Source organism: Actinomyces gerencseriae DSM 6844, from assembly GCF_000429265.1.
Taxonomy (GTDB): Bacteria; Actinomycetota; Actinomycetes; order Actinomycetales; family Actinomycetaceae; genus Actinomyces; species Actinomyces gerencseriae.
On record NZ_AUBN01000009.1, the window covers coordinates 87,417 to 111,774 of the forward strand.

The window sequence follows — 24,358 nt, forward strand, 5'->3', positions numbered from 1 at the left end:
CGCAGTCATCGGGAAGGCGCGGGGTCAGCCGCGCGGAACGACCGTCGGCTCGGGCCCGGTCATCGTGGGCGGGGTCTCGGAGTAGGTCTCCATGTTGAGCGTGCTCGTGACCGCCTCCCACCGACTGGTGATCTCCTGGGGGCTCAGCGTGCAGCCCTCGGGGATGTCGCCCGCCTGAGCCGCGGCCAGGTCGATCATGCGATGGCCGCCGTCGTTGTCCACGGTGAAGGGGTGCCAGTGAAGGGCGTCCACATGCGCGTCGCGCGCGCCGTCGGCGGACTGGCGAACGGTGACGTCGATCCATACGAAGGTGCCGACGCCGGCCAGGACAGTGCCCTGGGCGATCGACTGGTTGGAGATGAAGTTGCCGGCCGAGTACGACACCCACATGCCCTCGCCGTTCGGACCCCCGCTGAGGAGCTCGTTGGTCTGGGGCACATGCGGGTGCGCGCTGAACAGGACGTCGATCTCGCCGGTGGCCGCGATGGCCCGGGCGTACTCGGTCTGGGCGGTGACCGGATCGGGGGTGTACTCCTCGCCGATCTGGGAGTGCAGGACGACGATGTCGGCACCCGCCTCGCGGGCCGCCCGCGCCTGCCGGGCGATCCAGTCGACGTCGTTGACGTTGACCGACCAGGACGGGTCGGCGGTGAAGCCGTTGAGGCCGTAGGTGGTGGACAGCTGGGCGACTGCGACCGTGCTTCCCTCGCGCTGGAGTTCGTAGATCTGATAGGGCGCATCCGCCTCCGCCTGCGTGCGGTTGGTCCCGCTCCACCCCAGACCCGCCGCCTGAAGGGTGTCGGCGGTGGCGGTCACGCCGCCCACGCCCTGGTCCCAGGCATGGTTGGAGGCGGTCGCGCACCCGTCCCAGCCCGAGTTCGCCAGGGCCGTGACCACGCCCGGCAGGGTGCCGAAGGCCGGGTAGCCCGTGGCGACGCCGGTCGGTGAGATGGGGACCTCCATGCCGCACAGGGCCAGGTCGGCCCCGCTGGTCCATGGCCGGGCGGCCGTGGTGAGCGGGGCGATGTCCCCCTGGCCGCCCTCGGTGTCCTCCATGACGGGCATGTGCATGAGTACGTCACCGCCGTAACCGATGGTCAGGCGCGCGTCGGGCGACGACGTGGGCGGAGGGTCGGTGCCCGGAGACTCCGCGGGTTCGCCGCCCGGATCGCTGGTCGGCGCCGTCGAGGCGGTCGGGGAATCGCCCCGGCTGCCCAGGACGAGCGCGCCGCCCGCGCCCGCCAGTGCGAGGGCGACTACGACGAGACCCACCAGCAGACCGATGCGCCGTCGTCGCCTGGAGCGGTGAAGGGCTCGGGCCCGGGCACGGGAGGGGCTGCGGGGTGCGGAGGGCTCAGGGGGCATGGAGGACTCAGACGGCTCGGGCATGCGGTCGGAGGGCATGCTCCCCAGGCTAGGGGCTCATGGGCGCCATCGGAAGACTCGTCGGCGAGCAGTTGTGCTCTGTCCCACACGGTCGTGCCGCGCTTCGCGTCGACGGGGCGCGGGACCGCGCACGGGTACGCGGCTGGCGCAGCATCACCGGTGTGCCGCGCCTGTCCTGAAGGAGCCGCCCGCACCGCTAGGCTGGTCCCGATGAACCCCACTCCGACGCACCCTGATCGTGAGGACTGCGAGAATCGCGACATCGGCCCCGTTTCGAACCCGATCCCGCAGGGCTCGCCGGCGCCGGCTCAGGCCCCCCTGGTCAATATCGCCAATGCCTTGACCGTGCTCCGCCTCATCCTCGTGCCGGTCTTCATCTGGCTCATGCTGCGGCAGGGCGGGGTCATGAGGCTGGCTGCGACTGTCGTCTTCATCGTCGCCGCCTTCACGGACCGCCTCGACGGGCAGCTGGCCCGCTCATGGAATCTGGTGACCAGCTTCGGCAAGATCGCCGACCCGATCGCGGACAAGGCCCTGACCCTGTCCGCCTTCGTCCTGCTCTCCGTCGCGGGCCGCCTGTGGTGGTGGATCACCCTCGTCATCATCGTGCGCGAGCTGGGCATCACGCTGCTGCGCCTCGTCATGCTGCGTCGTGCCGTCATGGCGGCCTCCCGCGGCGGGAAGCTCAAGACCGTGCTGCAGATTCTCGGTATCGTCGGCCTGCTGACGCCCTGGACCATGATTCTGCCCGCCGGTGCGGCCGGCGCGGTCACCGTCCTCGCCTACCTGATCGTCGCCGGTGCGCTGGTCGTCACCGTGGTCACCGGTGTCGATTACATCGTTCAGGCCTTGCGCATCGCGCGGCGGAACGCCGTGGATGGCGGTGCGGCATGACGACGAGCCCGGTCGATGACGCCGCTCGGAGCTTCACGCTCGTCGAGGCCGCCCGCTACCTCCTGTCCAGTGCCGAGAGCCGTGGTCTGACCGTGGCCGTCGCCGAGTCCCTCACGGGAGGGGACGTCGTCTCGGCTCTTGTGAGTGTGCCGGGGGCCTCGACCGTCGTCGTCGGTGGTGTCGTCGCCTACGCCACTCGGATCAAGGCCCAGGTGCTGGGGGTCGATGAGCGCCGTCTGGAGCGAACCGGCCCGGTGGATGGCGAGGTCGCCGAGCAGATGGCGAGCGGCGTGGCCGCGCTCATGGAGACGGATCTGGGGCTGGCGACAACGGGTGTGGCGGGCCCCGGTCCCGCCGATGGCCACCGTGCGGGAACGGTGCATGTGGCGGTCGCCTCCCCGTGGGGCACGGTCTCGCGCGAGCTCCATCTGGACGGGGACCGCACGCAGGTGCGGGATGGAGCGACCACGGCCGTTCTCGCGCTCGCCGTGGCGCTGCTCGATGCGGCTGAGGAGTGATCCTCGTGGTTCTTCAGCGGGGGGGGAGCCGACTGGATACTCAGGTTTTTTCCAGGAATCTCGGCTTTGATGAACCTGCCACCAATGAGGGACAGCCTCTTGGCGGCGGGAATGAAACTCCGCAGTGAATGGTTGCCACACACGATGAACAATGCGACTCACCCCCGCACAGCCCGACCCGCTCGACCGGTCGGACGCGCATCAACGCGCCCGGCTTCCACGGCTGGGCGCGGTGCGGCTGCGGACACCACTGTCAGCAAGCACGAGAACGTCCTTCTGCGCCGTGAGATCGGCGAGGTTCTGCGCCTGGTGCGCCAGCACCAGGGACGTACTCTTCGCGAGGTCTCCGGTCAGGCCCGGGTCTCGCTCGGATACCTCTCGGAGGTCGAACGCGGTCAGAAGGAGGCCTCCTCCGAGTTGCTCGCCTCCATCTGCCAGGCACTGGACGCCCCGCTCTCCGTGGTTCTGCGCGAAGTCTCCGATCGCATCGCCGTGACCGAGGGCGTGACCATCCCGGACACGGTTCCGGATGAGCTGGTGCGCCAGCAAGGGCTCTCCCTGCACTGAGACCGCGTTAGGAGCGCACTGGGACAGGCGGTCGGTGACGCCCCCATCCGCTCCCGCCTCCGGTGCCGCCCGTTCGGCGCCGAGGACGAGCTCTCGCCCGGTCCTCGCCCTGCGCCCCGCCGAAGGATTGGCCCCGTCCCGTCCTGCGTGCGCAAGGATCTCTATCTCTGCAAGGACTCTCGATGAAGCACTCCGAGTTCTGGAAGGCCGTGGAGACCGTGCACGGCTCGGCCTACGGGCGTTCCCTCGCTCAGGATCTCGTGGTGCCGGGATTGGGGGCGACCTGCGTCGAGGCGCTCGCGGCGGGAGTGGCTCCCCGCGAGGTCTGGCATGCGTTGTGCGACGAGATGCAGGTGAGCGACGCGGATCGCTGGGTCTTCCGCGACGACGTCAGGCGGCGTCCGGCCCGACGGTGACCGACACGCCGAGTCCCCGGCTGCGATTCGAACACGTGTTCGGCTAGAGTGTTCCACAGACGGCGTTCGCGCGCCTCGTGTCCACAGGGCTCGGTAACGCGTGGTGAAACGTGTCGGTGGTCCGGCATAACGTCGTTCGTGAGCCCCGGAGAGGGGATCTCACCACAGGACCAGCCATGACCGCCGCGGCGTCGAGCCGCCTGAGAACCCGAGGTAGATCCATGCCCGCTGCCACACAGACCAAGGACAGGTCCAAGGCCCTGGCCACCGCACTCGCTCAGATCGACAAGTCCTTCGGCAAGGGCTCGGTCATGCGCCTGGGGGATGAGATCCGCCCTCCGGTGGCCGTCATTCCCACCGGCTCCACCGCGCTCGACGTCGCCCTGGGGATCGGCGGTCTTCCGCGAGGCCGCATTGTGGAGATCTACGGACCGGAGTCCTCCGGCAAGACCACTGTCGCGCTGCACGCCGTCGCCAGCGCTCAGAAGGGAGGGGGCAACGCGGCCTTCATCGACGCCGAGCACGCCCTCGACCCGGTCTACGCCAAGGCCCTGGGCGTCGATACCGACAACCTCCTCGTCTCCCAGCCGGACACCGGTGAGCAGGCCCTTGAGATCACCGACATGCTCATCCGATCCGGCGGCCTGGACATCATTGTCGTGGATTCCGTCGCCGCCCTCGTTCCCAAGGCGGAGATCGAGGGAGAGATGGGGGACTCCCACGTGGGTCTGCAGGCCCGCCTCATGAGCCAGGCGCTGCGCAAGATCACCGGGGCGCTCTCGTCCACCGGCACCACTGCCATCTTCATCAACCAGCTGCGCGAGAAGATCGGTGTCTTCTTCGGCAATCCGGAGACCACCACCGGGGGCAAGGCCCTGAAGTTCTACGCCTCGGTGCGTATTGACGTGCGTCGCGCCCAGACCCTCAAGGACGGGGATCAGCCCGTGGGCAACCGCACCAAGGCCAAGGTGGTCAAGAACAAGATGGCTCCGCCCTTCAAGCAGGCGGAGTTCGACATCCTGTACGGTCAGGGGATCTCCCGGGAGGGCGGGCTGCTGGATCTCGGCGTCGATCATGGCGTCATCCGCAAGTCGGGGGCCTGGTACACCTACGGGAGCGATCAGCTCGGTCAGGGCAAGGAGAATGCTCGGACCTTCCTCAAGGACAACCCCGAGCTCGCCGACGAGATCGAGGGCAAGATCCTGGCCGCTCTCGGCGTGGGCGAGGCCGGGCGCAGGGCCGAGCAGGAGGCCGCTGCGGCGGAAGCGGAGGCCGTAGCAGCAGGGGCGACCGGGACGAAGGCCAAGGAGGTCAAGGACGCTGCTGCGAAGGGAGCCGTCAAGACCGCCAAGAAGCGCACCAGGAAGAACGCCGCCGAGCTGGACATCGACTCCGCCTTCGGCGAGGACGCCGGCGGCTTCTGATGCCGTGGCTGACTCCCGACGGGCACCAGGAGGAGGTCGAGGCGGCGCGGGACATCGCCCTGCGGCGCCTCGACCGCTCGCTCGTCCCGCGTGCGGCGCTCAACGACCTCTTGAAGCGCAAAGAGGTCGCCTCGCCCATCGCCGAGGAGGTCCTCGACCGTCTCGAGTCCGCCGGGCTCGTTGATGATGCCGCTTATGCGGCCGCCTTGGCGCGCACCCGTTTCGCGGAGAAGGGCGCCGCGCGCAGAGCCATCGCCGAGGAGCTGAGACGCAAGGGCTTGGGGGAGGAGGACATCTCGGCGGCCTTGACTCAGATCGGCGCCGATGACGAGGAGGCCACGGCGCTGACCCTGGCGCGCAAGAAGCTCGCGGCGACCCGGGGGCTCGAACCCGTGGTGCGCCGGCGTCGGACTCTGGCGCTGCTGGGTCGCAAGGGCTATTCCCAGGAGGTCGCCATGCGCGCTGTCGAGCGGGCCCTGATGGATCGGCAGGACTGATCGCGACGACCGGGCTGGTCGGTGCGGGGACCCGTGGACCGACGGCGCGCGAGTCACGGCTGGCGGGCGGGATCCCGCGCCTCCTCGAGGGCAGTGCGCACGCGCCGGTGCGCCTCCCAGATCTCCTCGGGCAGGCCGTCGAACCGGGCGAGGTGCTCCTCGCGCAGCGCCATCTCCTGGCGCCAGCGGTCGATGTCGATCGTCAGCACGCGGTTCAAGTCCTCCGGATCGCCCTCGAAGCCGTTCAGGTCGAGTTCTTCGGCGCGTGGGACGAGGCCCACCGGGGTGCGCACGCCCTCGGCCCGCCCCTCCTTCACGTCCAGGAGCCACAGCAGGGCGCGCAGGTTCTCCCCGTAGCCGGGCCACAGGAAGCGGCCGTCCTCGGGGTCGCGCTGGAACCAGTTGACATGGGCGAAGATCGGCCTGTGCTCGGCGGCGCCCAGCACGTCGAGCCAATGGCGGGCGTAGGCGCCTTCGGGGAAGGACATGAAGGGGCGCATCGACATGGGGTCGTAGCGCAGGCGCCCTTCGGTGCCCTCCGCGGCGAAGGTCGCCTCGGCGCCCAGCGTCAGGCCATCGTAGACGCCCTCGGCCAGGTCCGTGATGGCGCGGATGAGGGGCTCGCGGTCGCGGCAGCGGCCGCCGAAGATGATCGCGTCGATCGGCACGCCCTCGGGGCGCTCGTAGTCATCGGCGATGTTCGGCACGACGGACAGGCGGGCGGTGAAGCGCGAGTTCTTCTGCGACCACAGGTCGGTGTCGGCCCCCGAGCGCTGGTGGTCGGCGGGGCGGTCGGAGACGAGCTCGTTCCGCCAATCGCGCCAGCCGGTCACGTCCTGCGGGTAGTAGGGGGTCTTGCCCTCCCACCACAGTTCCTTCGTCGTCTCGTGGTGGGCGACGTTGACGAAGATCGTGCCGGTGCCCTCGGCGACCGCCCTCATGGCGTTGGGGTTGGACTCCCAGTTGGTGTCCTTGGCCACTCCGAAGGTTCCGTACTCGGGATTCATGCCGTAGACGCGTCCATCGCGCTCGTCCACGCGCAGCCACACGATGTCGTCGCCGTAGAACTCGACCTCGTAGCGCTCCCCGAGCGCCGCGGGCGGCAGCATCATGGCCAGATTGGTCTTCCCCGAGGCCGAGGGCATGCCGCCGCAGATGTGGTAGGTACGATTGGTGGCCCTGTCGCGGATGCCGATGAGCATGAACTGCTCGCCCATGAAGCGGCCGGAGGCCCAGCCGTCGTAGGAGCCCTGGCGCAACCCGTGGGCGATCTTGCCCAGCAGGGCGTTGCCGCCGTAGGCGGAGCCGAAATGGAGGATCGTGCGATCGTCGGCGATGGTGGCGAAGAGTCGCTCGTCGCTGTCGGTGCCCTGCCCCAGGGCGTCGAGGTCCCCGGTGGCGTGAACGGCGCGCACGAAGAATCCGGGATCCTTCAGATCGTTGAGGTGGGTTGCGCCCACGCGCGCCATGCGCAGCATTTGCAGGACGACGACGCGGTTGTCGGAGAGCTGGACACCGACGGCCCAGCGGGCCAGGGGTGAACCGGGAGGCGCCATGAGGTAGGGCACGACGTACATGGTCCTGCCGGCCATGGCGCCGGCCATGCGCTCGATCTGCTGGGCGCGGACCTCGTCGGCATCCCGCCAGTTGTTGTAGACGCCTCGGTCGGCGCTGTCGTGGGTGGCCACGACCGTGCGCTCCTCGGATCGGGCGGTGTCCTTGGGGTGGGAGTGGGCGAGGTAGCGGCCGTGGCCCGCCTCGATGATCTCCCCGGCCTCCAGGGCCTCGGCGAGAAGGCGCTCGTCGGCGCCGGCGTCGACGACCTCGATGCGATCGGGTTCGAGGATACGGGCCCACCCGTCGACGAACTCGTGGACGGACGGATTGGAGATCCCCGCCCTGGTGAGGATCTCGGTGGGATGTGTCATGGCAACTCCAATCGTTGAGCGGGTCCGCCGGGCGTCGTCGCCCGGACGCCCGGTCGGCCCTACAGCCGAGGGTAGGGCAATATTCGGTTGTGCGAAACCCTGGAAAATAACTGAGAATATACTGATTCTCCGTGTCGACGTGTGGGCACGGGCGGGGGAGTCGGTGCCGAGAGGGCTGAGAGGGGCAGCGCGTCGCCGTTCCAGTGCGGCGCGCCTGCGTCGATGCGGACCGGCGCGGACGAGCCCGGACGGACGCGCATGGTGGATCATTCGCAGCAGGTGCGGGAGGCCGGGAGCTGGACTGCGCCGCCGGGTTCCCGCCGGCCTCCCCTTAGGCTTGATCCATGAGCGAATCTTGCCCGGACGGTGCCCGGACGGCGCCAGACCTCCGCGATCTGGCCGCTGGAGCCGGTATCGGGGCTGAGCGCGTCATCCCCTACGGTCGCGATGTCGCCAAGATCGATCCGGACGCCCTGCGGTCCGGTGAGCCGGCGGCGTCATCGGAGGCGGGTCGCTACGTCGTCGTCACCGGTATGACGCCCACGCCCTTCGGGGAGGGCAAGACGACCGTCGCCATCGGCCTGACCCAGGCCCTGGTCCGCCGCGGCGAGCGCTCGACGCTCACCCTGCGTCAGTCGGCGATGGGCCCGACCTTTGGCATCAAGGGCGGGGCGGGCGGCTCCGGGAAGGCGTGCATTCAGCCCGCTGAACGCATGAACCTGCATCTGACCGGGGACTTCCACGCCGTCACCGCCGCCCACAACCTTCTGGCCGCGGTCATCGACAACCACCTCCATCACGGCAATGAGTTGCGCATCGATGAGCGGACGATCATCTGGCCGCGCGTCCTGGACGTCAATGATCGCGCCCTGCGCCACGTCGTGGTCGGCCTGGGCGCACGCGCCGACGGAGTCACCCGGCAGTCATCCTTCGACATCACTCCGGCCAGTGAGGTCATGGTCATCATGTCCCTGGCGACGTCCCTGGCCGATCTGCGCGATCGGCTCGGACGCATCGTCGTCGCCCGCGACGCCGATGGTCGGTGGGTGACCGCCGAGGACCTCCGCGCGTCGGGCGCCATGGCCGCGATCCTGCGCGACGCTCTGGCCCCCAACCTCCTGCGCACCAGCGAGGGCGCGCCCGCTCTGGTCCACACCGGGCCCTTCGGGAATATCGCCACAGGCTGCTCGTCGGTTCTGGCCGATCTCGTTGCGGCTCACGGCGCCGCTGGACGTCCCTCGGAGCCGGGGCGAGAGCGCCGCCGTCCCGGATACGTCCTCACCGAGGCCGGTTTCGGCGCCGACATGGGTCTGGAGCGCTTCATCGACCTCAAGTGCGCAGTGTCCGGCATGCGACCCGATGCCGCTGTCCTCGTCGTCACCGTACGCGCCCTCAAGTCCCACTCGGGTCGCTACCGCCCGACGGGCGGCAAGGACCTGCCGGCCGAGATGCTCCGCGAGAGCGTCGATGACGTGCGAGCGGGAGCACCGAACCTGCTGCACCATATGGGGATCGTGCGCGGCTTCGGTCTGGAGCCGATCGTCGCCGTCAACGTCTTCCCCGACGACCACGTTGCCGAGGTCGATGAGGCTCTGGCAATCGCCCGCGAGGCCGGTGCCCGTGCCGCCGTTGCGCGTCCCGTGACCGACGGCGGCGCCGGTTGCCTCGAGCTCGCCGACGCCGTGGTCGAGACCTGCGAGCGATCCGGCACGGGCGAGGCGCCGCGGGGCGGAGCGTTGTACGGTCCCCAGGACGATCTGCGCGCCAAGATCGGCAGTATCGCCGCCATGTACGGCGCGGACGGCGTCGACTACGCTCCCGCCGCCGAGCGATTCCTCGATGACTGCGAGCGCGACGGCTTCGGTCGTCTCGCGGTCGTGGTGGCCAAGACCCCGCTCTCGTTGTCTCACGACTCGGCTCGTAAGGGCGCGCCCACGGGCTGGCGACTGCCGGTGCGCGAGGTTCGGCTCGCCGCCGGTGCGGGATACGTCTACGCCCTGTGCGGCACGATCTCCACCATGCCCGGGTTGCCGAGTCACCCTGCGGCCCAGCGCATCGATGTCGAGCCCGGGACCGGGGAGATCCTGGGGCTCCGTTGAGGCCGGGGCCGGTCGGTGCCCGTACGGCGGTCCGCACCCCTTCAAGGACCGGGGAAGGACGGCTCGATCATCTCGTGTCCGTGCAGTGCACGCCCGCCTCCGGGCGCAGCGAGTCGCGCGCCGCCAGGCCGCAGGGGGTGAGCGCGGGGAGAGGCTCCCCGCCGGAGTCGCCGGTCCCGGGGCGCAGGGTCTTGGCGTACTCGGTGATGACGGTCCACAGATCGACGACATCCTCAGCGCCGCAGAACAGCTCGAAGCAGTCGTCACCCGTGCGGGCCAGCAGGACCGCATGCCCGGCGGCGGTGGCCCGCACCGCGGCGTCGTTGCGCAAGCGTCGCAGGATCGTCGGCCCGCACAGCACATCGGGTCCGCATCCCCCGTCATCGGCGGGTGATCCCTCCTCCTCGGGACGCAGCGCCGTGGGGATGCCGGCGCCGGACTCGACCACGCCGGCGAGGATCTCCTCCGCGCGCGGGCCCTGAACCGCGATCAGCGTCATTGTCAGCGAGATATCGACGATCTCGCAGGAGACATCGGCGCCGCGCACCGTCAGAGCGGCGGCGACGCGCTCCCGGTTGCCCGCGCTGGGGATGACGAGGTACTCCTGATCGCCCACGTGGTGGACGATGAGATCGTCGATGACCTCGCCGTCCTCGGCCACGATCGTCGTGTGAAGGGCCCGGCCGAGCTCCACGTCCGAGATCCGTCCCGCCAGGGCGCGGTCGAGCGCCGTGGCGGCATCGGGTCCGGACACCTTGATCTCACCCATGTGGGACAGGTCGAAGATGCCGGCGGAGCGGCGCACCGCGTGATGCTCGGCGAGGTCGGGGGCGTAGCGCAACGGCATCCGCCAGCCGCCGACATCGGTGAAGAGAGCCCCCGCGTCAACGTGCACGGAGTGCAGGGGCGTGGTGCGCACCATTGCGGATCGCCGGACCTCCTTCCGGTCGTGCTGGTCGTGCTCGGTCATCGCTCCTCCTCAAGCGGTCGGGCCGTCGCCGGTCGTGTCAGGTCGCTCATGGGCGTCTGGAGGCCGAGGTCGCGCAGGCCCGGGGACGCCGAGCTCGAGAACCAGCGGTCGCCCGGGGCCCGATGCGGTCCGGGACGCAGAGGGCGGGGGAGCGGCGCATCGTCGAGCCATGAGGACCTCCGATCGGAGCATGAACCGGTTCGCATCCTAGGGGACGGGCCCGGGTCCTCGTGAGCGAACCAGCGGGCGGCGTCCGGCCTCCGCCGCTCCCGGGGGCGGCAGTCCGTGGCAGGAGTCCCCTACTGGCTCCTCTACACTGCACGACGATGACCACTCATGATGCCACCGTTCCCGGGCTCGATGCTCGCGGCGTCCTGCCGCGCACCTACCATGTGCGCACTCTCGGCTGTCAGATGAACGTTCACGATTCCGAGCACATGGCCGGCCTGCTCGAAGATGCCGGCTACCGGCGGGTCGAGGACGTGCCCGAGGCCGCCGCGCGCGCCACCGAGGCCGGCGACGGCGGGGCCGACGTCGTCATCATCAACACCTGCTCAGTGCGCGAGAACGCCGTCACTCGCCTGTTCGGGAATCTCGGCCAGCTCGCCGCCGTCAAGCGGGAGCGTCCCGGCATGCAGATCGCGGTGGCCGGGTGCCTGGCCCAGCAGATGGGGCAGGGCATCGTGACCAGGGCCCCGTGGGTCGACGTCGTCTTCGGCACCCATAACATCGACGTCCTGCCGGCCCTGCTGGAGCGCGCCCGGCACAACGCCGAGGCCGCCGTCGAACTGGAGGAGTCCCTCAAGGTCTTCCCCTCCACCCTGCCGACCCGCCGCGACTCCGCCTACGCCGCCTGGGTGTCCATCGCCGTGGGCTGCAACAACACCTGCACCTTCTGCATCGTGCCCTCGCTGCGAGGCAGACAGCGCGACCGTCGTCCCGGAGAGGTCCTGGCCGAAATCGAGGCGGTGGCCGCCGATGGAGTCACTGAGATCACCCTGTTGGGACAGAATGTCAACTCCTACGGAGTGGGCTTCGGGGACCGGGGTGCCTTCGCCAAGCTGCTGCGAGCGGCCGGGGCGGTCGAGGGCATTGAGCGCGTGCGCTTCACCAGTCCGCACCCGGCGGCCTTCACCAGCGACGTCATCGACGCCATGGCCGCCACCCCGCAGGTCATGCCCAGCCTGCACATGCCGCTCCAGTCGGGGTCGGACCGGATCCTGCGGGCCATGCGCCGCTCCTACCGGAGCGCGAAGTTCCTGCGAATTCTGGATGAGGTGCGCGTCAAACTGCCTGAGGCGGCGATCACCACCGACATCATCGTCGGCTTCCCCGGCGAGACCGAGGACGACTTCCAGGCCACCCTCGAGGCGGTCGAGGAGGCCCGCTTCGCCTCCGCCTTCACCTTCGAGTACTCGCCCCGGCCCGGCACCCCCGCCGCGGACCGCGAGGACCGGGTTCCGGTCGAGGTCGTCAAGGATCGGTACCGCCGGCTGGACGAGCTGGTCCGCAGGATCACCCACGAGGAGAACGCCAAGCAGGAGGGGCGGGTCGTCGAGGTGCTCGTCGCCGAGGGCGAGGGACGTCGCAGCGCCGCGACCGCCCGTGTCTCCGGGCGGGCGGCGGACAACCGGCTCGTGCACGCGGCGCTTCCGGCGGGGCTCGCGGCCGGCGCCTACGACGCGGGCGCTCCGCGCCCCGGGGACATGGTGACGGCGCGGGTCACCCATGGAGCGCCGCACAACCTCATCGCCGACTCCGCCCGCTGCGGGGGATCGCTCAGCGCGGGGGAGCGGGCCGCCAACGACGCCCTGGGCGCGGGGGACCGCGTCTGGTACGACGAGGGGCCTGCCCTGTTCGAGGTTCGCCGCACGCGCGCCGGGGACGCCTGGGAGCGACGCAGGGTGGAGGCGCGCGCCGAACCCGAGCCCGACTCCGCGCCCGTGAGCCTGGGCATGCCGCGTCTGCGCGTCGGGGCGCCCGCCGCCCCCTGACCCCGCCGCCGAGATCGGTCCGAGCGGGCGATGTCGGCGTGGGGCGACGGCCGGCCGCGGTCGGGGGCGGGGTCAGGTGCGCGGAGACCGTCGAGACTCCGAGGGACGGGGCCTCGCGAGGGCCCGGTCGACAGCACGTGCGATGTCGGCATCGGAGAATCCCAGGGCGCGAGCACGTGACAGCGCATCCTCCACCGCGTCTCGGAGCAGGTCCGCGCGCTCGCGGATCGGCATCGTGCTCCTCGGGGCGACCCGAGTCCCGGCGCCGCGCCGCGACACGAGCAGACCGGTCTCCTCCATCTCCTTGTAGGCGCGTGCCACGGTTCCCGGAGCGACGCGCAGATCTCCCGCCAGTTGCCTGACGGAGGGGAGCCGTTCGCCGTCGACGAGCGTCCCCGTCTCGATGAGTCCGGTGATCTGGACCCTGATCTGTTCGAAGGGCGGTACGGGAGAGGCGGAGTCGATGGAGACGGAGACGCTCATGCGCGATCCTCCGATGGGAGGTCCGCTCCCGCGGGCGCGGGATCGTGTCGACGGGGGCCGACGACCACCGAGGTGCGTCGGATGAGGAGACCGACTCCGGCCGCCATGCATCCGACGGCGACGAGGATGCCCAGCCCCCCGACCGTGCCGCGCAGGTAGTCCCACTCGGCCACCCGCCAGGTCGCGGCCTCCACCATCGAGTGGCCGAACAGCGGCAGGGGAAGGGCGAGGGCGACGAGAAGGAAGCCGACGATCCCCTCCGAGGAGCGGCGGCGCAGAACGGTATCGAGGCCGTCATCGCGTGAGGTGCTCACCTGCTCGCGGGCGGCGACCGTGCGCAGTCCAACGGCGGCGAGCGCGAGCTGCGCGACGAGCGTGAGCATGATCGGGGCCAGGAAATGGGCTCCCGGCCAGGGGCAGAAGATCGATGCGAGGGTGTCGCCGTTCGAGTCGGTCGATGTGCCGCTGAGGTAGGAGCCGGCGGGAAGGACGGTGCTGTGCTCCGGTGGCGGGGTCGCACCGGGGCTGCTCGATGCTGTCGGGACGCCGAGGGCGAAGAAGGCGAGAACCGTCATGACACCGATCGGGACGAGCGCGGCCGGTCGTGGCAGGTAGTCGCGGACTCGGCGCGGCGCCAGGACGGCGGTGCGCGTCGCCGTCGTGACGACGGGACTGCGGCGCTCCCCGAGCAGGAGCACGGTAAGTCCCACCAGCCCGAACGCGCCGGGCGCCGTCCGCGGGCTCGCGAGACCGACGACGATCGCGGTCGCGACGGCGGCGAGAACCGCCGTCGAGCGCGTCCAGCGCGAGTGCCGGTCCGCGTTGCGCAGGGGAACGGCCAGGTTCTCGGGCAACGACGCGAGATCGATGCCGTCCACGCCACCCCTGTCGGAGAGCCGAATGGCTCCGACGGGCAGGGCGAGGACGAGCGTGGCGAAGACCGAGAAGAGCGCGAGAGCGGGCAGGGGGGACATCGGAACCTCACTTGTACTGAGTGTATGGTACAAGAATCTCCTTGAAAGACTTTTGTGTCAAGTAGCTGATACAAGTGAGTGCGAGTCGGCTCGGGGTCGGCCGAGGGGCCGCCGCTGCCGCGTCGTCCTCCCCGTGCCTCTGCGTCCGGAGGCTCGATGCGCGACGATCGGAGCGATTCTGAGATGGAGGACACAGACTTGTGTACCTTGAGGTAGGTACACTCGATGCCGCCGGGTACACTCGGCACATGGGTTCCAGGGAGAGGCTGGTGGAGGCGATGGCCGAGCTGATGTGGGAGCGCGGTTACAGCGCCACGAGTCCGCGAGAGGTTCGCGAGCTCTCCGGCGTCGGCCAGGGGAGCATGTACCACTACTTCCCGACCAAACGGGATCTCGGTCTCGCGGCTCTGAACCACAACTGCCAGGTCCAGTTCAGCTCCTGGAGGACCGCGCTCGCGGATGTCGAGGACCCACTCGAGGTCCTCAGCGCCTACCTCACCCTTCCTCGTGATCCGCTCAAGGGCTGCCGAGTCGGTCGAATGGCCCAGGACAAGGCGGTGATGGCGGACGACGGTCTTCGCAAGCCGATCGCCGAGGCTTTCGCGCAACTGCATCAGATGCTGGTCGCCGTCATCGACGCGGCGGCATCGGAGGGGCGGTTGCCCGGTGGTCTCGACTCGGGGGATTTGGCTCGTACCATCGTCGCCGTCGTCCAGGGCGGTTACGTCCTGGCCATGGCCCAGCAGGACAGGGCCCCGTATGACGCGGCCCGCCGGGGCGCCCTCGAACTGCTCCGCGCAGCCGCGAGGGCCGCTCCGGCCGGGCCCGCCGGCCCGCCCGATCCGGCCGCCCGGGTCGCAAGCCTCTCGGAACCCGAAGAACTCTCGAGCCCGGTTCCGGTGGACCTCGGGACCGGTCGCCATGCCCTATCCGAAGGAGAGACATCATGACCATTCGCATCGGCATCAACGGATTCGGCCGCATCGGGCGCACCTACATGCGCGCCGCCCTGGCCGGCGGGGCGGACGTCGAGGTCGTCGCCGTCAACGACCTCACCGACGCGCGCACACTCGCCACCCTCCTGGAGTGGGACTCGGTGAGCGGGCATCTCGACGGCGTCGCCGGCCATGGCGATGAGCTGCGAGTCGCCGACCGGACCATCACGGTCTTCTCCGAGTCGGACCCGGCCCGGATCCCCTGGGGCGAGGTCGGGGCCGATGTCGTGATCGAGTCGACGGGCTTCTTCACCACCCGGGACGAGGCGGCCCTGCACCTGAAGGGCGGGGCGAAGAAGGTCATCGTCTCCGCGCCCGCGAAGGGGGATGTGCCCACCTTCGTCCTGGGTGTGAATGATGATCGGCTGGACGTGGATGCGGCCGACGTGTTCTCCAACGGCTCGTGCACGACGAACTCGTTGGCGCCGCTGGCCAAGGTCCTCAATGACACCGTCGGGATCGAGACCGGCCTCATGACGACGGTCCACGCCTACACCGGCGACCAGCGCCTTCACGACGCGCCTCACCGGGACCTGCGTCGAGCGCGCGCCGCAGCCTCCTCCATCATTCCGACCTCATCCGGGGCGGCCCGGGCCATCGGCCTGGTCATCCCCGAGCTCGATGGGCGTCTGACCGGTGCGGCCCTGCGAGTGCCGGTCCCGGTCGGCTCGGTCACCGATCTCACGGTGGTCACCTCCCGCAGGGCGACGGCGGACGAGGTCAACGCCGCTTTTCGCGCGGCGGCGGAATCCGGCTCGCTGGCGGGCTACCTGCAGTACTCCGAGGCGCCGATCGTCTCCCACGACATCGTCGGCAACCCGCACTCCTCGATCTTCGACGCGCCTCTCACCGAGGTCATGGGCGACCAGGTCAAGGTCTTCGGCTGGTACGACAACGAGTGGGGCTTCTCCAACCGCCTGGTCGAGTTCTCCCAGAAGGTCGGCGCGCGACTCTGACGCGGCTCGGAACGGCGTCGCAGTCCTGCGCGGCACCGGACCGATCCGCACGCGGTCGCGCGGCTCCGGCCTGGTCGGGATTCGGCTGACATCGCGTCTGACCGGCAGTGCTCCGAAGGCGTCGTCCTCGTCGGAGATCGTCACCGAGACGGCGCCGAACCCGGTCGGATCGATTCCGGCGGCGCGGGACGTAAGCGCTCGGCCCCGTGCCGCGAGCGGGAAGGCGCCGGCCGGGCTCATGCCGTGAAGAGCTCGCCGGGAATGTCGGCGAAGTCCGGGGAGACCACCGCCGAGCCGTCGGCCCTCATGAGGGTGAAGTCGTAGTGGAAGCCCGCCCGGGCCAGTACCTCCGGCGCGGTCACGAACAGGGCCGTGGCCAGGCCGTCCGCCTCCGCGCAGGTCCGCGCCACCGCCCAGGTGGCGAGCACGCCCTGGACCGGCAGGCCGGTGCGGGCGTCGAGGAGGTGGTGCAGCCCGTGGCCCCAGGACCGGCGGCTGACGGCGGAGGCGCAGATCGCCGCCTCGGCGAGCACGACCACTCCGATGACCCGTCCCTGGGAGCGCGGGTCCTCCAGGCCGATACGCACCGGTTCGGGCGATGAGACCAGCAGGTCGCCCGAACCGTCGACGGCGAAGGCGCCGATTCCGGCCTCGTGCAGCTCGCGCGCCACGAGGTCCACGAGGAAGCCCTTGCCGGCCGCGCCGATGTCGATGAGCGCGGGGCGGGTCAGCCGCAGCCGGTCGCCGTCGTGCCGAGCCGTCTCCGCCCAGGTGGCGCGTCCGCGGATCGCCCCGACGCGGAAGACGGCGCCGTCGTGGACGGTGAAGGAGTAGCCGGGGTCGTAGCCGAGCTCGACCAGATCGGCGCCCACCAGCGGGTCGATCCGGCCGTCGGTGGCGCGGTGCAGGCGGTCGTAGAGGTCCAGCAGGACGGACGAGCCCGGCGGCAGGTCGAGAGTGAGGGGCCCGACGTCCGGCCCGCTCTCGGCGGCCCGGCGCACCACCGAGTCGTGACGGAACCGGGACCACACGCCCTCGAAGGCATCGACGAGAGAGACGATGCGATCCCGCAGCGCGGGAGGAAGGGGCGCTGCGGACAGGACCTGCCAGCACGTTCCGGTCGCCTCGAAGCGCCAGCGCTGCGCCAGGGCTCCGGGCTCGCGCACCGGGCACGGCCCGCGCATGCCCGGACGCGCGGATGGAAGTGACACGACGTGCGCCTCCCCATGGCGACGATTTGTCTTCGACTGACAGCAAAACCTAACCTAATGCACGAATGCCGCGGCGCCGGTCCCGGTGCCCATCCGTGTCGTGTGAAAGCCGCATTGATGTCCTACAGCCGTTCCCCCCTTTCCCGTCCGGCCCACTCGGCCTCGGACGACTCCGCGTATCGTTCGGGAGCGCCTGTCGCCCTGGCGGCGGTCCTTCTGCTGCTTCTCGGCATCCTCTCCCCGTTGGGATCCGCCGGCGGCGCCCGTGCCGATGAGTCGGCGCCGGCGACCCCGAGCGCCGGCGCCTCCCAGAGCTCCTCCAACACCGATTACGACACCTGGAGCGCTGTGGCCACGGCGGTCTCCTCCGACCTCGACGAGGCGCTGACGCAGTACCAGTCCGGCAACACCGCAGGTGCTGCCGCGACGTTCCAGAAGGCGTACTCGATCAGCTACAGCGCCTCCAATATGGGAAACGTGGTTGAGAGCACCATCGGCCAGGACACCGCCACGGCGCAGCAGCAGGCCTTCACGGACCTGCGCACCCAGGCCTACGCGACCGGCAATGATGCCGCGATCGCCGCCGCGGTGGCCTCCCTCAAGACCTCCCTCACCGACTCCGCCACCACGCTCGACGCCACCGGCTCCCTGGCCTCCCCTCGGGACTACGCGGCCGCCCAGGCGGCGACCATCGCCACTGAGCGCGCCGAGATCGAGGCCAACAGGAAAGATGTCAACGAGGGCCGTCAGGGCCGCACCTGGACCGAGGTCGCCGGCGAGATGACCCCGCTGATCGACCAGGCCGTGGACAAGGCGACCGGCGGTGACGGCCGGGCCGGCGCCGACCTGGTCAACAAGGCCTACTACGGGTACTACGAGAAGCTCGGTTTCGAGAAGACCGTCATGGCGGCGATATCCGGCAACCGCGTCTCCCAGGTGGAGAATCAGTTCAAGGTCGTGCGCCAGGCGATGATCAACGGCGCGGACGACTCGGAGGTGACCGCCGACGCCGAGAGCCTCAAGAGCATGCTCACCGAGGACGCGGCCATTCTCGACGGCGGGGCCGCGGCGAGCGTCAACCCGATCAAGGCCTTCCTCACCGGCTCCTTCGGCCAGGCGTTCATCATCCTGCTGCGCGAGGGCCTCGAGGCGATCCTCGTGGTGGCGGCCATCATCGCCTACCTGATCAAGGCGGGAATGAAGGACCGCGTCAAGTTCATCTACGCCGGCATTCTTCTGGGTCTGGCCGGGTCCGGCGTCGTCGCCCTCCTCTTCGCCGTCCTGTACGACTCCGCGGACTCCCACCAGGAGGTCCTGGAGGGCGTCGTCGCACTCGTCGCCATGGCGATGCTGCTGTACATGAGCAACTGGATGCTGTCCAAGTCCTCCACGTCCTCCTGGAACGCCTATATCAAGGGCCGGACCAAGGCGTCGATCTCCACCGGGGGCTTCTGGGCCCTGGCGTCCCTCTCATTCCTCGCGGTCTTCCGCGAGGGCGCGGAGACCGTCCTGTTCTACGAGGCCCTGTTCACCATGAACCCCTCCGGATCGGCAGGCATCTGGCAGGGCTTCGCCGCCGCCGCGGTCTGCCTGGTGGGGATCTTCCTGCTCATCCGCTTCACCAGCGTCAAGATCCCGCTGCGCCCCTTCTTCGCCATCACCAGTGTCATCATGGCGGTCCTCGTCGTCATCTTCGCGGGCGGCGGCGTCCACGCCCTCGTCGAGGGCGATGTCGTGCCCGCCTCCTATGTGCCCGGCTGGCCCACGTACGACTACCTCGGGCTCTACCCGTACAAGCAGACCGTGGTCGCTCAGGTGGTCATGGCCATTGTCGTCATCGCCCTGTTCATCGTCTCCGCGGTGCGCCGGCGCCGTGATGACGGAGTCGGGGCGGTGGCGAAGGAGGACAAGGAGAACGGGGCGTCCGAGGTGGTCGCGTCCGCCCCGTCGGCCGATAGTGCCCCGGCCGCGGATGCGAATGACTCGGATGACTCAGCGGATTCGGAGGGCCCAGGGAGTTCGGAGGGCACGGCGACGTTGCCCGACGATCCCTCCTCGGATTCCTCCTCCTCATCGGGCGAGGAGGACTGAGTGCCATCGAGTGCTCCGGCCGATCGCCGGCGCATCCTTCGAACTTTCCGGTCCGGTCCTGGAACCCGGCCGGGAGACCGACGCCCGTCGCCCGACGTCGCGTCCCACCACCAGCAAGGAACTCTCATGCGTACCAAACTCAAGCTCGTGAGCGCCATCGGTGCCCTCGTCCTCGCCGGGAGCATCGGCCTGGCCGGCTGCAGCTCCAACAAGCCGGCCGACTCGGCCACCGAGCAGGCGGAGGACTCCGGCGCAGGCTTCCAGGAGTACCCCGTCGGCGACGACCAGCCCGCCCCCGGTAACAACGGCGTCAACGAGCTCAATGTCTCCGTCGTCTACTTCCAGCCCGTGGACATGGAGCCCGCCGGCATGGGGCTGAAGGCCGCCGACGCCTCGGTCCATTTGGAGGCCGATATCACCGGTCACGCGGACAACGACCTGGGCTACGGGGTGGGCGACTTCGTCCCCGGCCTGAAGGTGGACTACACCATTGTCAACAAGTCCAGCGGCGAGACCGTCTCCGAGGGCACGTTCATGCAGATGAACGCCTCCGATGGTCCGCACTACGGGGCCAATATCAAGTTGCCCGGCGCCGGTGAGTACACCCTGACCCTGAAGATCCACTCCCCGGCCGAGAATGGCTGGATGCTCCATGTCGACGAGGAGACCGGTGTCAAGGGCCGGTTCTGGACCGAGCCCATCGAGCTGAGCCGGGACTGGGACTACACGGCGGACGAGTGGTGAGTCGCGAGGTCCCGACGCGAGCCGGGGCGCCCGCCACCCGTCGCGAACCTGGCGGTTCGGGTTGACGTGGGGCGAGGCTCCGGGAGGTCTGCGGGCCGGCCGCGCTCCGGCGCGGCCGGCATCCGGGGCCAGCCCGGGGCCGATCCCGCTCGGTCGGCCGCATCCCGCCGTCGAGACGGCTCATAGGCAGTCGGACAAGTGGGCAGCACAGCAGCAGCACAGCACCTGAAGGGATTGATCGGACATGCTGGCACGTTTCGTCTCCGTTGTGGGCGGGATGACACTGCCGTTCCTGCTCTACGCCGCTCTCGCCGTCGTGCTCGGGCCGCCTCGGCCCGAGGGATGGCCGCGTGCGAGCCGCCGCCGCCTGATCGCCTCCGCCACGGGGCTCACCGCCGGGGCGGTCTTCGCGGCGCTGCGCGCCACGGTTGTCATCACCTCTCGCACAGCGGTCAACATCCCGACGCTCGTGGCCTGCGTGATCACCGACGTCGTCATGCTCGCGGTGCTGGTCGCGCTCGTCGTCCGCCCCTCCCGGGGCTGGGAGGGGCGCTTCGCCCCGGTCGCCAACGCGGTCGCCTGCCTCACCCTCGCACTCGCATTCTTCCGCGCCGTGCCGGAGACGATCCTTCAGCTCACGGCCTTCATCGAGCCCGGTGAGGCGATCTTCACCTCGGACATGCTGCTGCGCGTCCTCGGCTTCCTGTGCGCCTGGGCCGCCATCGCCGTCTTCGCCTTCATCTACTACCGGGCCTGCCGGCGCTCGCCCGTCATCCTCACCCGCATCACGGTGGTCGTCTTCGGCCTGCTGTTCGTGGTGGCCCACATCACCGCGCTGGCCTCGCTCCTCCACGCCACGCACCGCGTCCAGTTCCATGGGCGCGCCTTCCGCGTCGTGGTCTGGCTGACCAACAACTCCGAGGGCCTGCTCCTGCTTCTGACGGCGGCGGTCCTCCTCGTCCCCATGCTCGTCGCCTTCGCGGCCACGCTGCGCCGAGTGCCCGAGCAGCCCAACCCCGCCCGCCTGCGTCACGAGGTCGCCGAGCGCCGCCGCTCCCGCCGCTGGGTGCTGGCCTCCGCGCTCGGCTTCGGGGCCCTTGTGGCGACCCGCACCGTCGCGGTCGCCAAGGTCAACGAAGTGCCGACGCTCTCACCGCCCGAGCCCTACGAGATCGCGGACGGCAACGCCGTCGTCGCCCTCGCGGACATCAGCGACGGGCACCTGCACCGCTTCGCCTACGATGCGAGCGGTACGGAGGTCCGCTTCATCACGATCCTCAAGAACGGGGGCGCCTACGGCGTGGGCCTCGACGCCTGCGAGAACTGCGGTCCCGCCGGCTACTTCGAGAAGGACGGCAAGATCATTTGCAAACGCTGCGACGTCGCCATCAACCCGGCCACCATCGGCTTCAAGGGCGGATGCAACCCGATTCCGATCGACTTCACGGTCGACGGCGGGAGCCTGATGGTCCCCACCTCGGCTCTGGACCAGTCGGCGAAGATCTTCGCATGACCCGTCGCCCTGCTCGTCCTCAGGAGGAGTGCTGATGTTCTTCACCCGGCTCCTGTCCCGCTCCTTCACCCGTCAGCCGCGTCGCCGCGGTCTCATCGCGCTCACCGTGGCCCTGTCCACCGCGATCTCGGTGGCGATGCTCGGCGTGGTCCTCGACGTGGGCGACAAGCTCAACGCCGAGCTCACCACGTACGGCTCCAACATCGTCGTCCAGCCCAAGGCCGACGCCGTCGTCTCCGGCCTGTACGAGACCGGCGGCGAGTCCGAGCCGACCTCCTTCCTCAAGGAGGACGAGGTCGGCAACATCAAGACGATCTTCTGGGCGTACAACATCGTCGATTTCGCTCCGTCGCTCACCGCGCGCCTCGATGCGTCCTCCGGCTCGACCGATGGCGGCACGGTGCGCGTCAACGGCACCTGGTTCAACAAGGACCTGTCGCTATCGACCGGCGAGAGCGTGACCGCGGGCGTGACCACCCTGCGCTCCTGGTGGGATCTCAAGGGATCCTGGCCCGCGGACGACGCCGATGAGGCGGTCGTGGGCTCCAAGCTCGCCTCTCAGCTGGGCGTTCACGAGGGGGACACCGTCGCCCTGGCCGGTGCGACCGGCACGAGGGAGCTCACCGTCACCGGCGTCTACACCTCCGGCGACGATGACGACAAGACTCTCTACGCCCCCCTCGCCGTCGTGCAGGACCTCTCCGATCACGCCGGGCAGGTGGCGAAGATCGAGGTCAAGGCCCTGACCACCCCGGAGAACGAGCTGTCCCGCAAGGCCGCCGCGAACCCCAAGCTCCTGTCCCAGGCGGACTGGGAGACCTGGTACTGCACCGCCTACCCGTCCTCGATCGCCTACCAGATCGAGGAGGTCGTCACCGGCTCGGTCGCCAAGCAGGTCCGTCAGGTGGCCGCCGTCGAGGGCAACGTCCTGGAGAAGACTCAGGCGCTCATGATCCTCATGACCGGACTGTCCCTCGTGGCCGCGGCTCTCGCCGTCGCCTCGCTGACGACCGCCTCCCTCGTGGAGCGCACGGGCGAGTTCGCCCTCCTGAAGGCCATCGGCGCCTCCTCGACCTCCGTCATCAGGCTGATCCTGGGGGAGACCGCCGTGATCGGAGTGGTCGGCCTGGCGGTCGGCTCCGCGGTCGGCTCCGGCTTGTCACAGGTGATCGGGAAGATCGTCTTCGGCTCGACGATCACCATGCGGCCGATGGTGTTCGTCCTGGTCACCCTGCTCATCGCCGTCGTCCTCCTGCTGGCGACCGCCTCCTCGATGCGGTCCATCCTGCGCATCCAGCCGGCCACGGCCCTGCACCGGAGGTGAGACGCGTGCCCCGCAAGAACCGTCCCATGACGAACCGACGCATGTTCGTCACCATGCTCCTCGGCTCCATGCTTCGGCGCCGCAGCCGGGTGCTAGTGGCCGTCCTGTCCTCCGCTGTCGGCGCGGCGACGCTGTTCTGCCTCGCCGCGGTCTGCCTGGCCGTGCCCGGGCAGATGAGCGCCCAGATGCGCCAGTTCGGCGCCAATCTCATCGTCGTCCCGGTCTCCGCCGACGGCAGTGCCGCACGGGTCGATCAGGACGCCGTCGACGCCGCCACCGGCGCCATCTCCGCGGCCACCGGCACCGCGGCGGATGAGGTGGCCACCGCCTCGTACCGCTACGAGACGGTCCGCATCAACAAGAGCCCGTACATGGTGGCGGGCATCGACACCGATCGGGTCAGGACCCTCAACGGGCACTGGGAGGTCCGGGGCGACTGGCCGACCCAGGGCGAGGTGCTCGTCGGCCTCGACGTCGCCAATGCCGCCGCCCTGACGGTCGGGTCCCGCGTGAGCGCCGAGTACCTCTCCAGCGACAACCTGCAGCTCGTCGCGGGCGATTCCGGCGCCGCCGGTGGGACGCCCCCGCCCTCCTCCGCGGCCCCCGCCCCGACTCGCGCAGCAGCCTCCGGCGAGACTCCGACCGCGGTTCCCACGGCGATCCCGACCGCCGCCCCGACCGGCTCCAGCGGGGCGACCCCCGGTTCGGGCTCGGACGGTTCGACCGCCGCCAACCAGGTCGAGTGGAGAGTCGCCGGCATCGTGGACACCGGCGGCGATGAGGACGACATCATCTACGCGAACGGGGCGGACGTGGACGCCCTCACGGGCGTCGCGAATGCCGGGTACGACGTCGTCGAGTACTCGGTGGACACCTCCTCGACCCCCATGCCCTCCGTGGTCGAGGCCGTGGACTCCTCCCACGACGGCATCCAGGCGGAGCCGGTCTCCAAGATCACCTCCGGCGACACTCGCATCATCACCATGCTCAACACCCTCTTCTGGGTGGTCTCGCTCGTCGTCCTCGCACTCACCCTCGTCGGCGTGTCCACGACGATGACCGTCATCGTCTCCGAGCGGCGGAACGAGATCGGCCTGCGCAAGGCCCTGGGGGCCTCCGGGCGTGCGATCAGCCTCGAGTTCTACTCCCAGGCGGCCGCTCTCGGAGCCGTCGGCGGCGTCATCGGCACGGCGGTCGGGTACGGCCTGGCCGTGGCCGTGGCCGTCGGCGTCTTCGGGCAGACCATCGGCTTCACCTGGTGGCTGGCGGTGCTCGCGGTCCTCATGACGGCGGTCGTCGCCGTCATCGCCTCGTACTCCCCGGTGCGCCGAGCCTCGCGCATCGACCCCGCGCTCGTCCTGAGAGAGGAATGAC

General features: G+C 69.9%; 21 protein-coding genes. 15 read left to right on the top strand and 6 right to left on the bottom strand.

Going from position 1 to position 24,358, the window contains the following annotated elements; translation table 11 throughout:
* Nucleotides 1-24: 24 nt before the first annotated feature.
* The gene (locus G448_RS0103455) at nucleotides 25-1,404 is read right to left on the bottom strand and encodes a CapA family protein (protein ID WP_245572166.1); all 1,380 of its coding nucleotides are present in this window, start codon (nucleotides 1,402-1,404) and stop codon (nucleotides 25-27) included.
* Between the two features lie 192 nt (nucleotides 1,405-1,596).
* Between G448_RS0103455 and pgsA the strand changes: the two genes are divergently transcribed.
* The 6 genes from pgsA (at nucleotide 1,597) to G448_RS0103485 (ending at nucleotide 5,702) form a co-directional block, all read left to right on the top strand.
* Nucleotides 1,597-2,280, top strand: a complete 684-nt coding sequence (gene pgsA / locus G448_RS0103460) for a CDP-diacylglycerol--glycerol-3-phosphate 3-phosphatidyltransferase (RefSeq protein ID WP_026406848.1) — start codon at nucleotides 1,597-1,599, stop codon at nucleotides 2,278-2,280.
* Nucleotides 2,277-2,798, top strand: coding sequence for a CinA family protein (locus G448_RS0103465; protein ID WP_026406849.1), 522 nt, complete (start codon nucleotides 2,277-2,279; stop codon nucleotides 2,796-2,798). Before pgsA ends, G448_RS0103465 begins: the two co-directional genes overlap by 4 nt.
* Nucleotides 2,799-2,942: 144 nt before the next feature.
* Nucleotides 2,943-3,365, top strand: a complete 423-nt coding sequence (locus G448_RS0103470) for a helix-turn-helix domain-containing protein (protein WP_026406850.1) — start codon at nucleotides 2,943-2,945, stop codon at nucleotides 3,363-3,365.
* Between the two features lie 182 nt (nucleotides 3,366-3,547).
* Nucleotides 3,548-3,781, top strand: a complete 234-nt coding sequence (locus G448_RS0103475; protein WP_026406851.1) for a DUF3046 domain-containing protein — start codon at nucleotides 3,548-3,550, stop codon at nucleotides 3,779-3,781.
* A 221-nt stretch (nucleotides 3,782-4,002) separates the two neighbouring features.
* The gene (gene recA, locus G448_RS0103480) at nucleotides 4,003-5,205 is read left to right on the top strand and encodes a recombinase RecA (protein WP_026406852.1); all 1,203 of its coding nucleotides are present in this window, start codon (nucleotides 4,003-4,005) and stop codon (nucleotides 5,203-5,205) included.
* Entirely contained in the window at nucleotides 5,205-5,702 is a 498-nt protein-coding gene (locus G448_RS0103485; protein ID WP_026406853.1) for a regulatory protein RecX, read from the top strand. Before recA ends, G448_RS0103485 begins: the two co-directional genes overlap by 1 nt.
* A gap of 53 nt (nucleotides 5,703-5,755) precedes the next feature.
* Here G448_RS0103485 and G448_RS0103490 read toward each other — a convergent pair whose 3' ends face one another.
* Complete coding sequence (locus G448_RS0103490; protein WP_026406854.1) at nucleotides 5,756-7,630, bottom strand: phosphoenolpyruvate carboxykinase (GTP); 1,875 nt, start codon at nucleotides 7,628-7,630, stop codon at nucleotides 5,756-5,758.
* A 344-nt stretch (nucleotides 7,631-7,974) separates the two neighbouring features.
* Here G448_RS0103490 and G448_RS0103495 point away from each other — a divergent pair, with 344 nt between their 5' ends.
* On the top strand, nucleotides 7,975-9,729 hold the full coding sequence (locus tag G448_RS0103495) for a formate--tetrahydrofolate ligase (protein ID WP_026406855.1): 1,755 nt from the start codon (nucleotides 7,975-7,977) through the stop codon (nucleotides 9,727-9,729).
* Nucleotides 9,730-9,796: 67 nt separating this feature from the next.
* On the opposite strand, the gene G448_RS14945 is transcribed toward G448_RS0103495, so the two are convergent.
* On the bottom strand, nucleotides 9,797-10,699 hold the full coding sequence (locus tag G448_RS14945; protein ID WP_084436297.1) for an aminomethyltransferase family protein: 903 nt from the start codon (nucleotides 10,697-10,699) through the stop codon (nucleotides 9,797-9,799).
* A gap of 326 nt (nucleotides 10,700-11,025) precedes the next feature.
* Here G448_RS14945 and miaB point away from each other — a divergent pair, with 326 nt between their 5' ends.
* Entirely contained in the window at nucleotides 11,026-12,693 is a 1,668-nt protein-coding gene (gene miaB / locus G448_RS0103505) for a tRNA (N6-isopentenyl adenosine(37)-C2)-methylthiotransferase MiaB (RefSeq protein WP_026406856.1), read from the top strand.
* Nucleotides 12,694-12,765: 72 nt separating this feature from the next.
* Here the strand turns inward: miaB and G448_RS0103510 are convergent, their stop codons facing one another.
* On the bottom strand, nucleotides 12,766-13,176 hold the full coding sequence (locus G448_RS0103510) for a GntR family transcriptional regulator (RefSeq protein ID WP_026406857.1): 411 nt from the start codon (nucleotides 13,174-13,176) through the stop codon (nucleotides 12,766-12,768).
* The gene (locus G448_RS16960; RefSeq protein WP_026406858.1) at nucleotides 13,173-14,150 is read right to left on the bottom strand and encodes a hypothetical protein; all 978 of its coding nucleotides are present in this window, start codon (nucleotides 14,148-14,150) and stop codon (nucleotides 13,173-13,175) included. Before G448_RS16960 ends, G448_RS0103510 begins: the two co-directional genes overlap by 4 nt.
* A 248-nt stretch (nucleotides 14,151-14,398) precedes the next feature.
* On the opposite strand from G448_RS16960, the gene G448_RS14955 reads away from it, so the two are divergent.
* Both G448_RS14955 and gap read left to right on the top strand, forming a co-directional pair.
* Nucleotides 14,399-15,100, top strand: a complete 702-nt coding sequence (locus G448_RS14955; protein ID WP_034494285.1) for a TetR/AcrR family transcriptional regulator — start codon at nucleotides 14,399-14,401, stop codon at nucleotides 15,098-15,100.
* Nucleotides 15,097-16,101 (top strand): type I glyceraldehyde-3-phosphate dehydrogenase, encoded by a 1,005-nt coding sequence (gene gap / locus G448_RS0103525; protein ID WP_026406859.1) that lies wholly within the window; start codon nucleotides 15,097-15,099, stop codon nucleotides 16,099-16,101. The genes G448_RS14955 and gap overlap by 4 nt, the downstream gene beginning before the upstream one ends.
* Before the next feature lie 236 nt (nucleotides 16,102-16,337).
* Here gap and G448_RS0103530 read toward each other — a convergent pair whose 3' ends face one another.
* Nucleotides 16,338-17,312: an FAD:protein FMN transferase gene (locus G448_RS0103530; protein WP_026406860.1), complete on the bottom strand. Its 975-nt coding sequence runs from the start codon at nucleotides 17,310-17,312 to the stop codon at nucleotides 16,338-16,340.
* 102 nt (nucleotides 17,313-17,414) lie between these two features.
* Between G448_RS0103530 and G448_RS0103535 the strand changes: the two genes are divergently transcribed.
* The 5 genes from G448_RS0103535 to G448_RS0103555 all read left to right on the top strand — a co-directional run bounded on the left by G448_RS0103535 (nucleotide 17,415) and on the right by G448_RS0103555 (nucleotide 24,357).
* Entirely contained in the window at nucleotides 17,415-19,403 is a 1,989-nt protein-coding gene (locus G448_RS0103535) for an FTR1 family iron permease (RefSeq protein WP_245572167.1), read from the top strand.
* A 126-nt stretch (nucleotides 19,404-19,529) separates the two neighbouring features.
* On the top strand, nucleotides 19,530-20,147 hold the full coding sequence (locus tag G448_RS0103540; protein WP_026406862.1) for an iron transporter: 618 nt from the start codon (nucleotides 19,530-19,532) through the stop codon (nucleotides 20,145-20,147).
* Between the two features lie 244 nt (nucleotides 20,148-20,391).
* Nucleotides 20,392-21,660: a DUF2318 domain-containing protein gene (locus tag G448_RS0103545; protein ID WP_026406863.1), complete on the top strand. Its 1,269-nt coding sequence runs from the start codon at nucleotides 20,392-20,394 to the stop codon at nucleotides 21,658-21,660.
* 34 nt (nucleotides 21,661-21,694) lie between these two features.
* Nucleotides 21,695-22,984, top strand: a complete 1,290-nt coding sequence (locus tag G448_RS0103550; protein ID WP_026406864.1) for an ABC transporter permease — start codon at nucleotides 21,695-21,697, stop codon at nucleotides 22,982-22,984.
* Nucleotides 22,985-22,989: 5 nt separating this feature from the next.
* Nucleotides 22,990-24,357: an ABC transporter permease gene (locus G448_RS0103555; RefSeq protein WP_245572168.1), complete on the top strand. Its 1,368-nt coding sequence runs from the start codon at nucleotides 22,990-22,992 to the stop codon at nucleotides 24,355-24,357.
* Nucleotide 24,358: the final 1 nt, after the last annotated feature.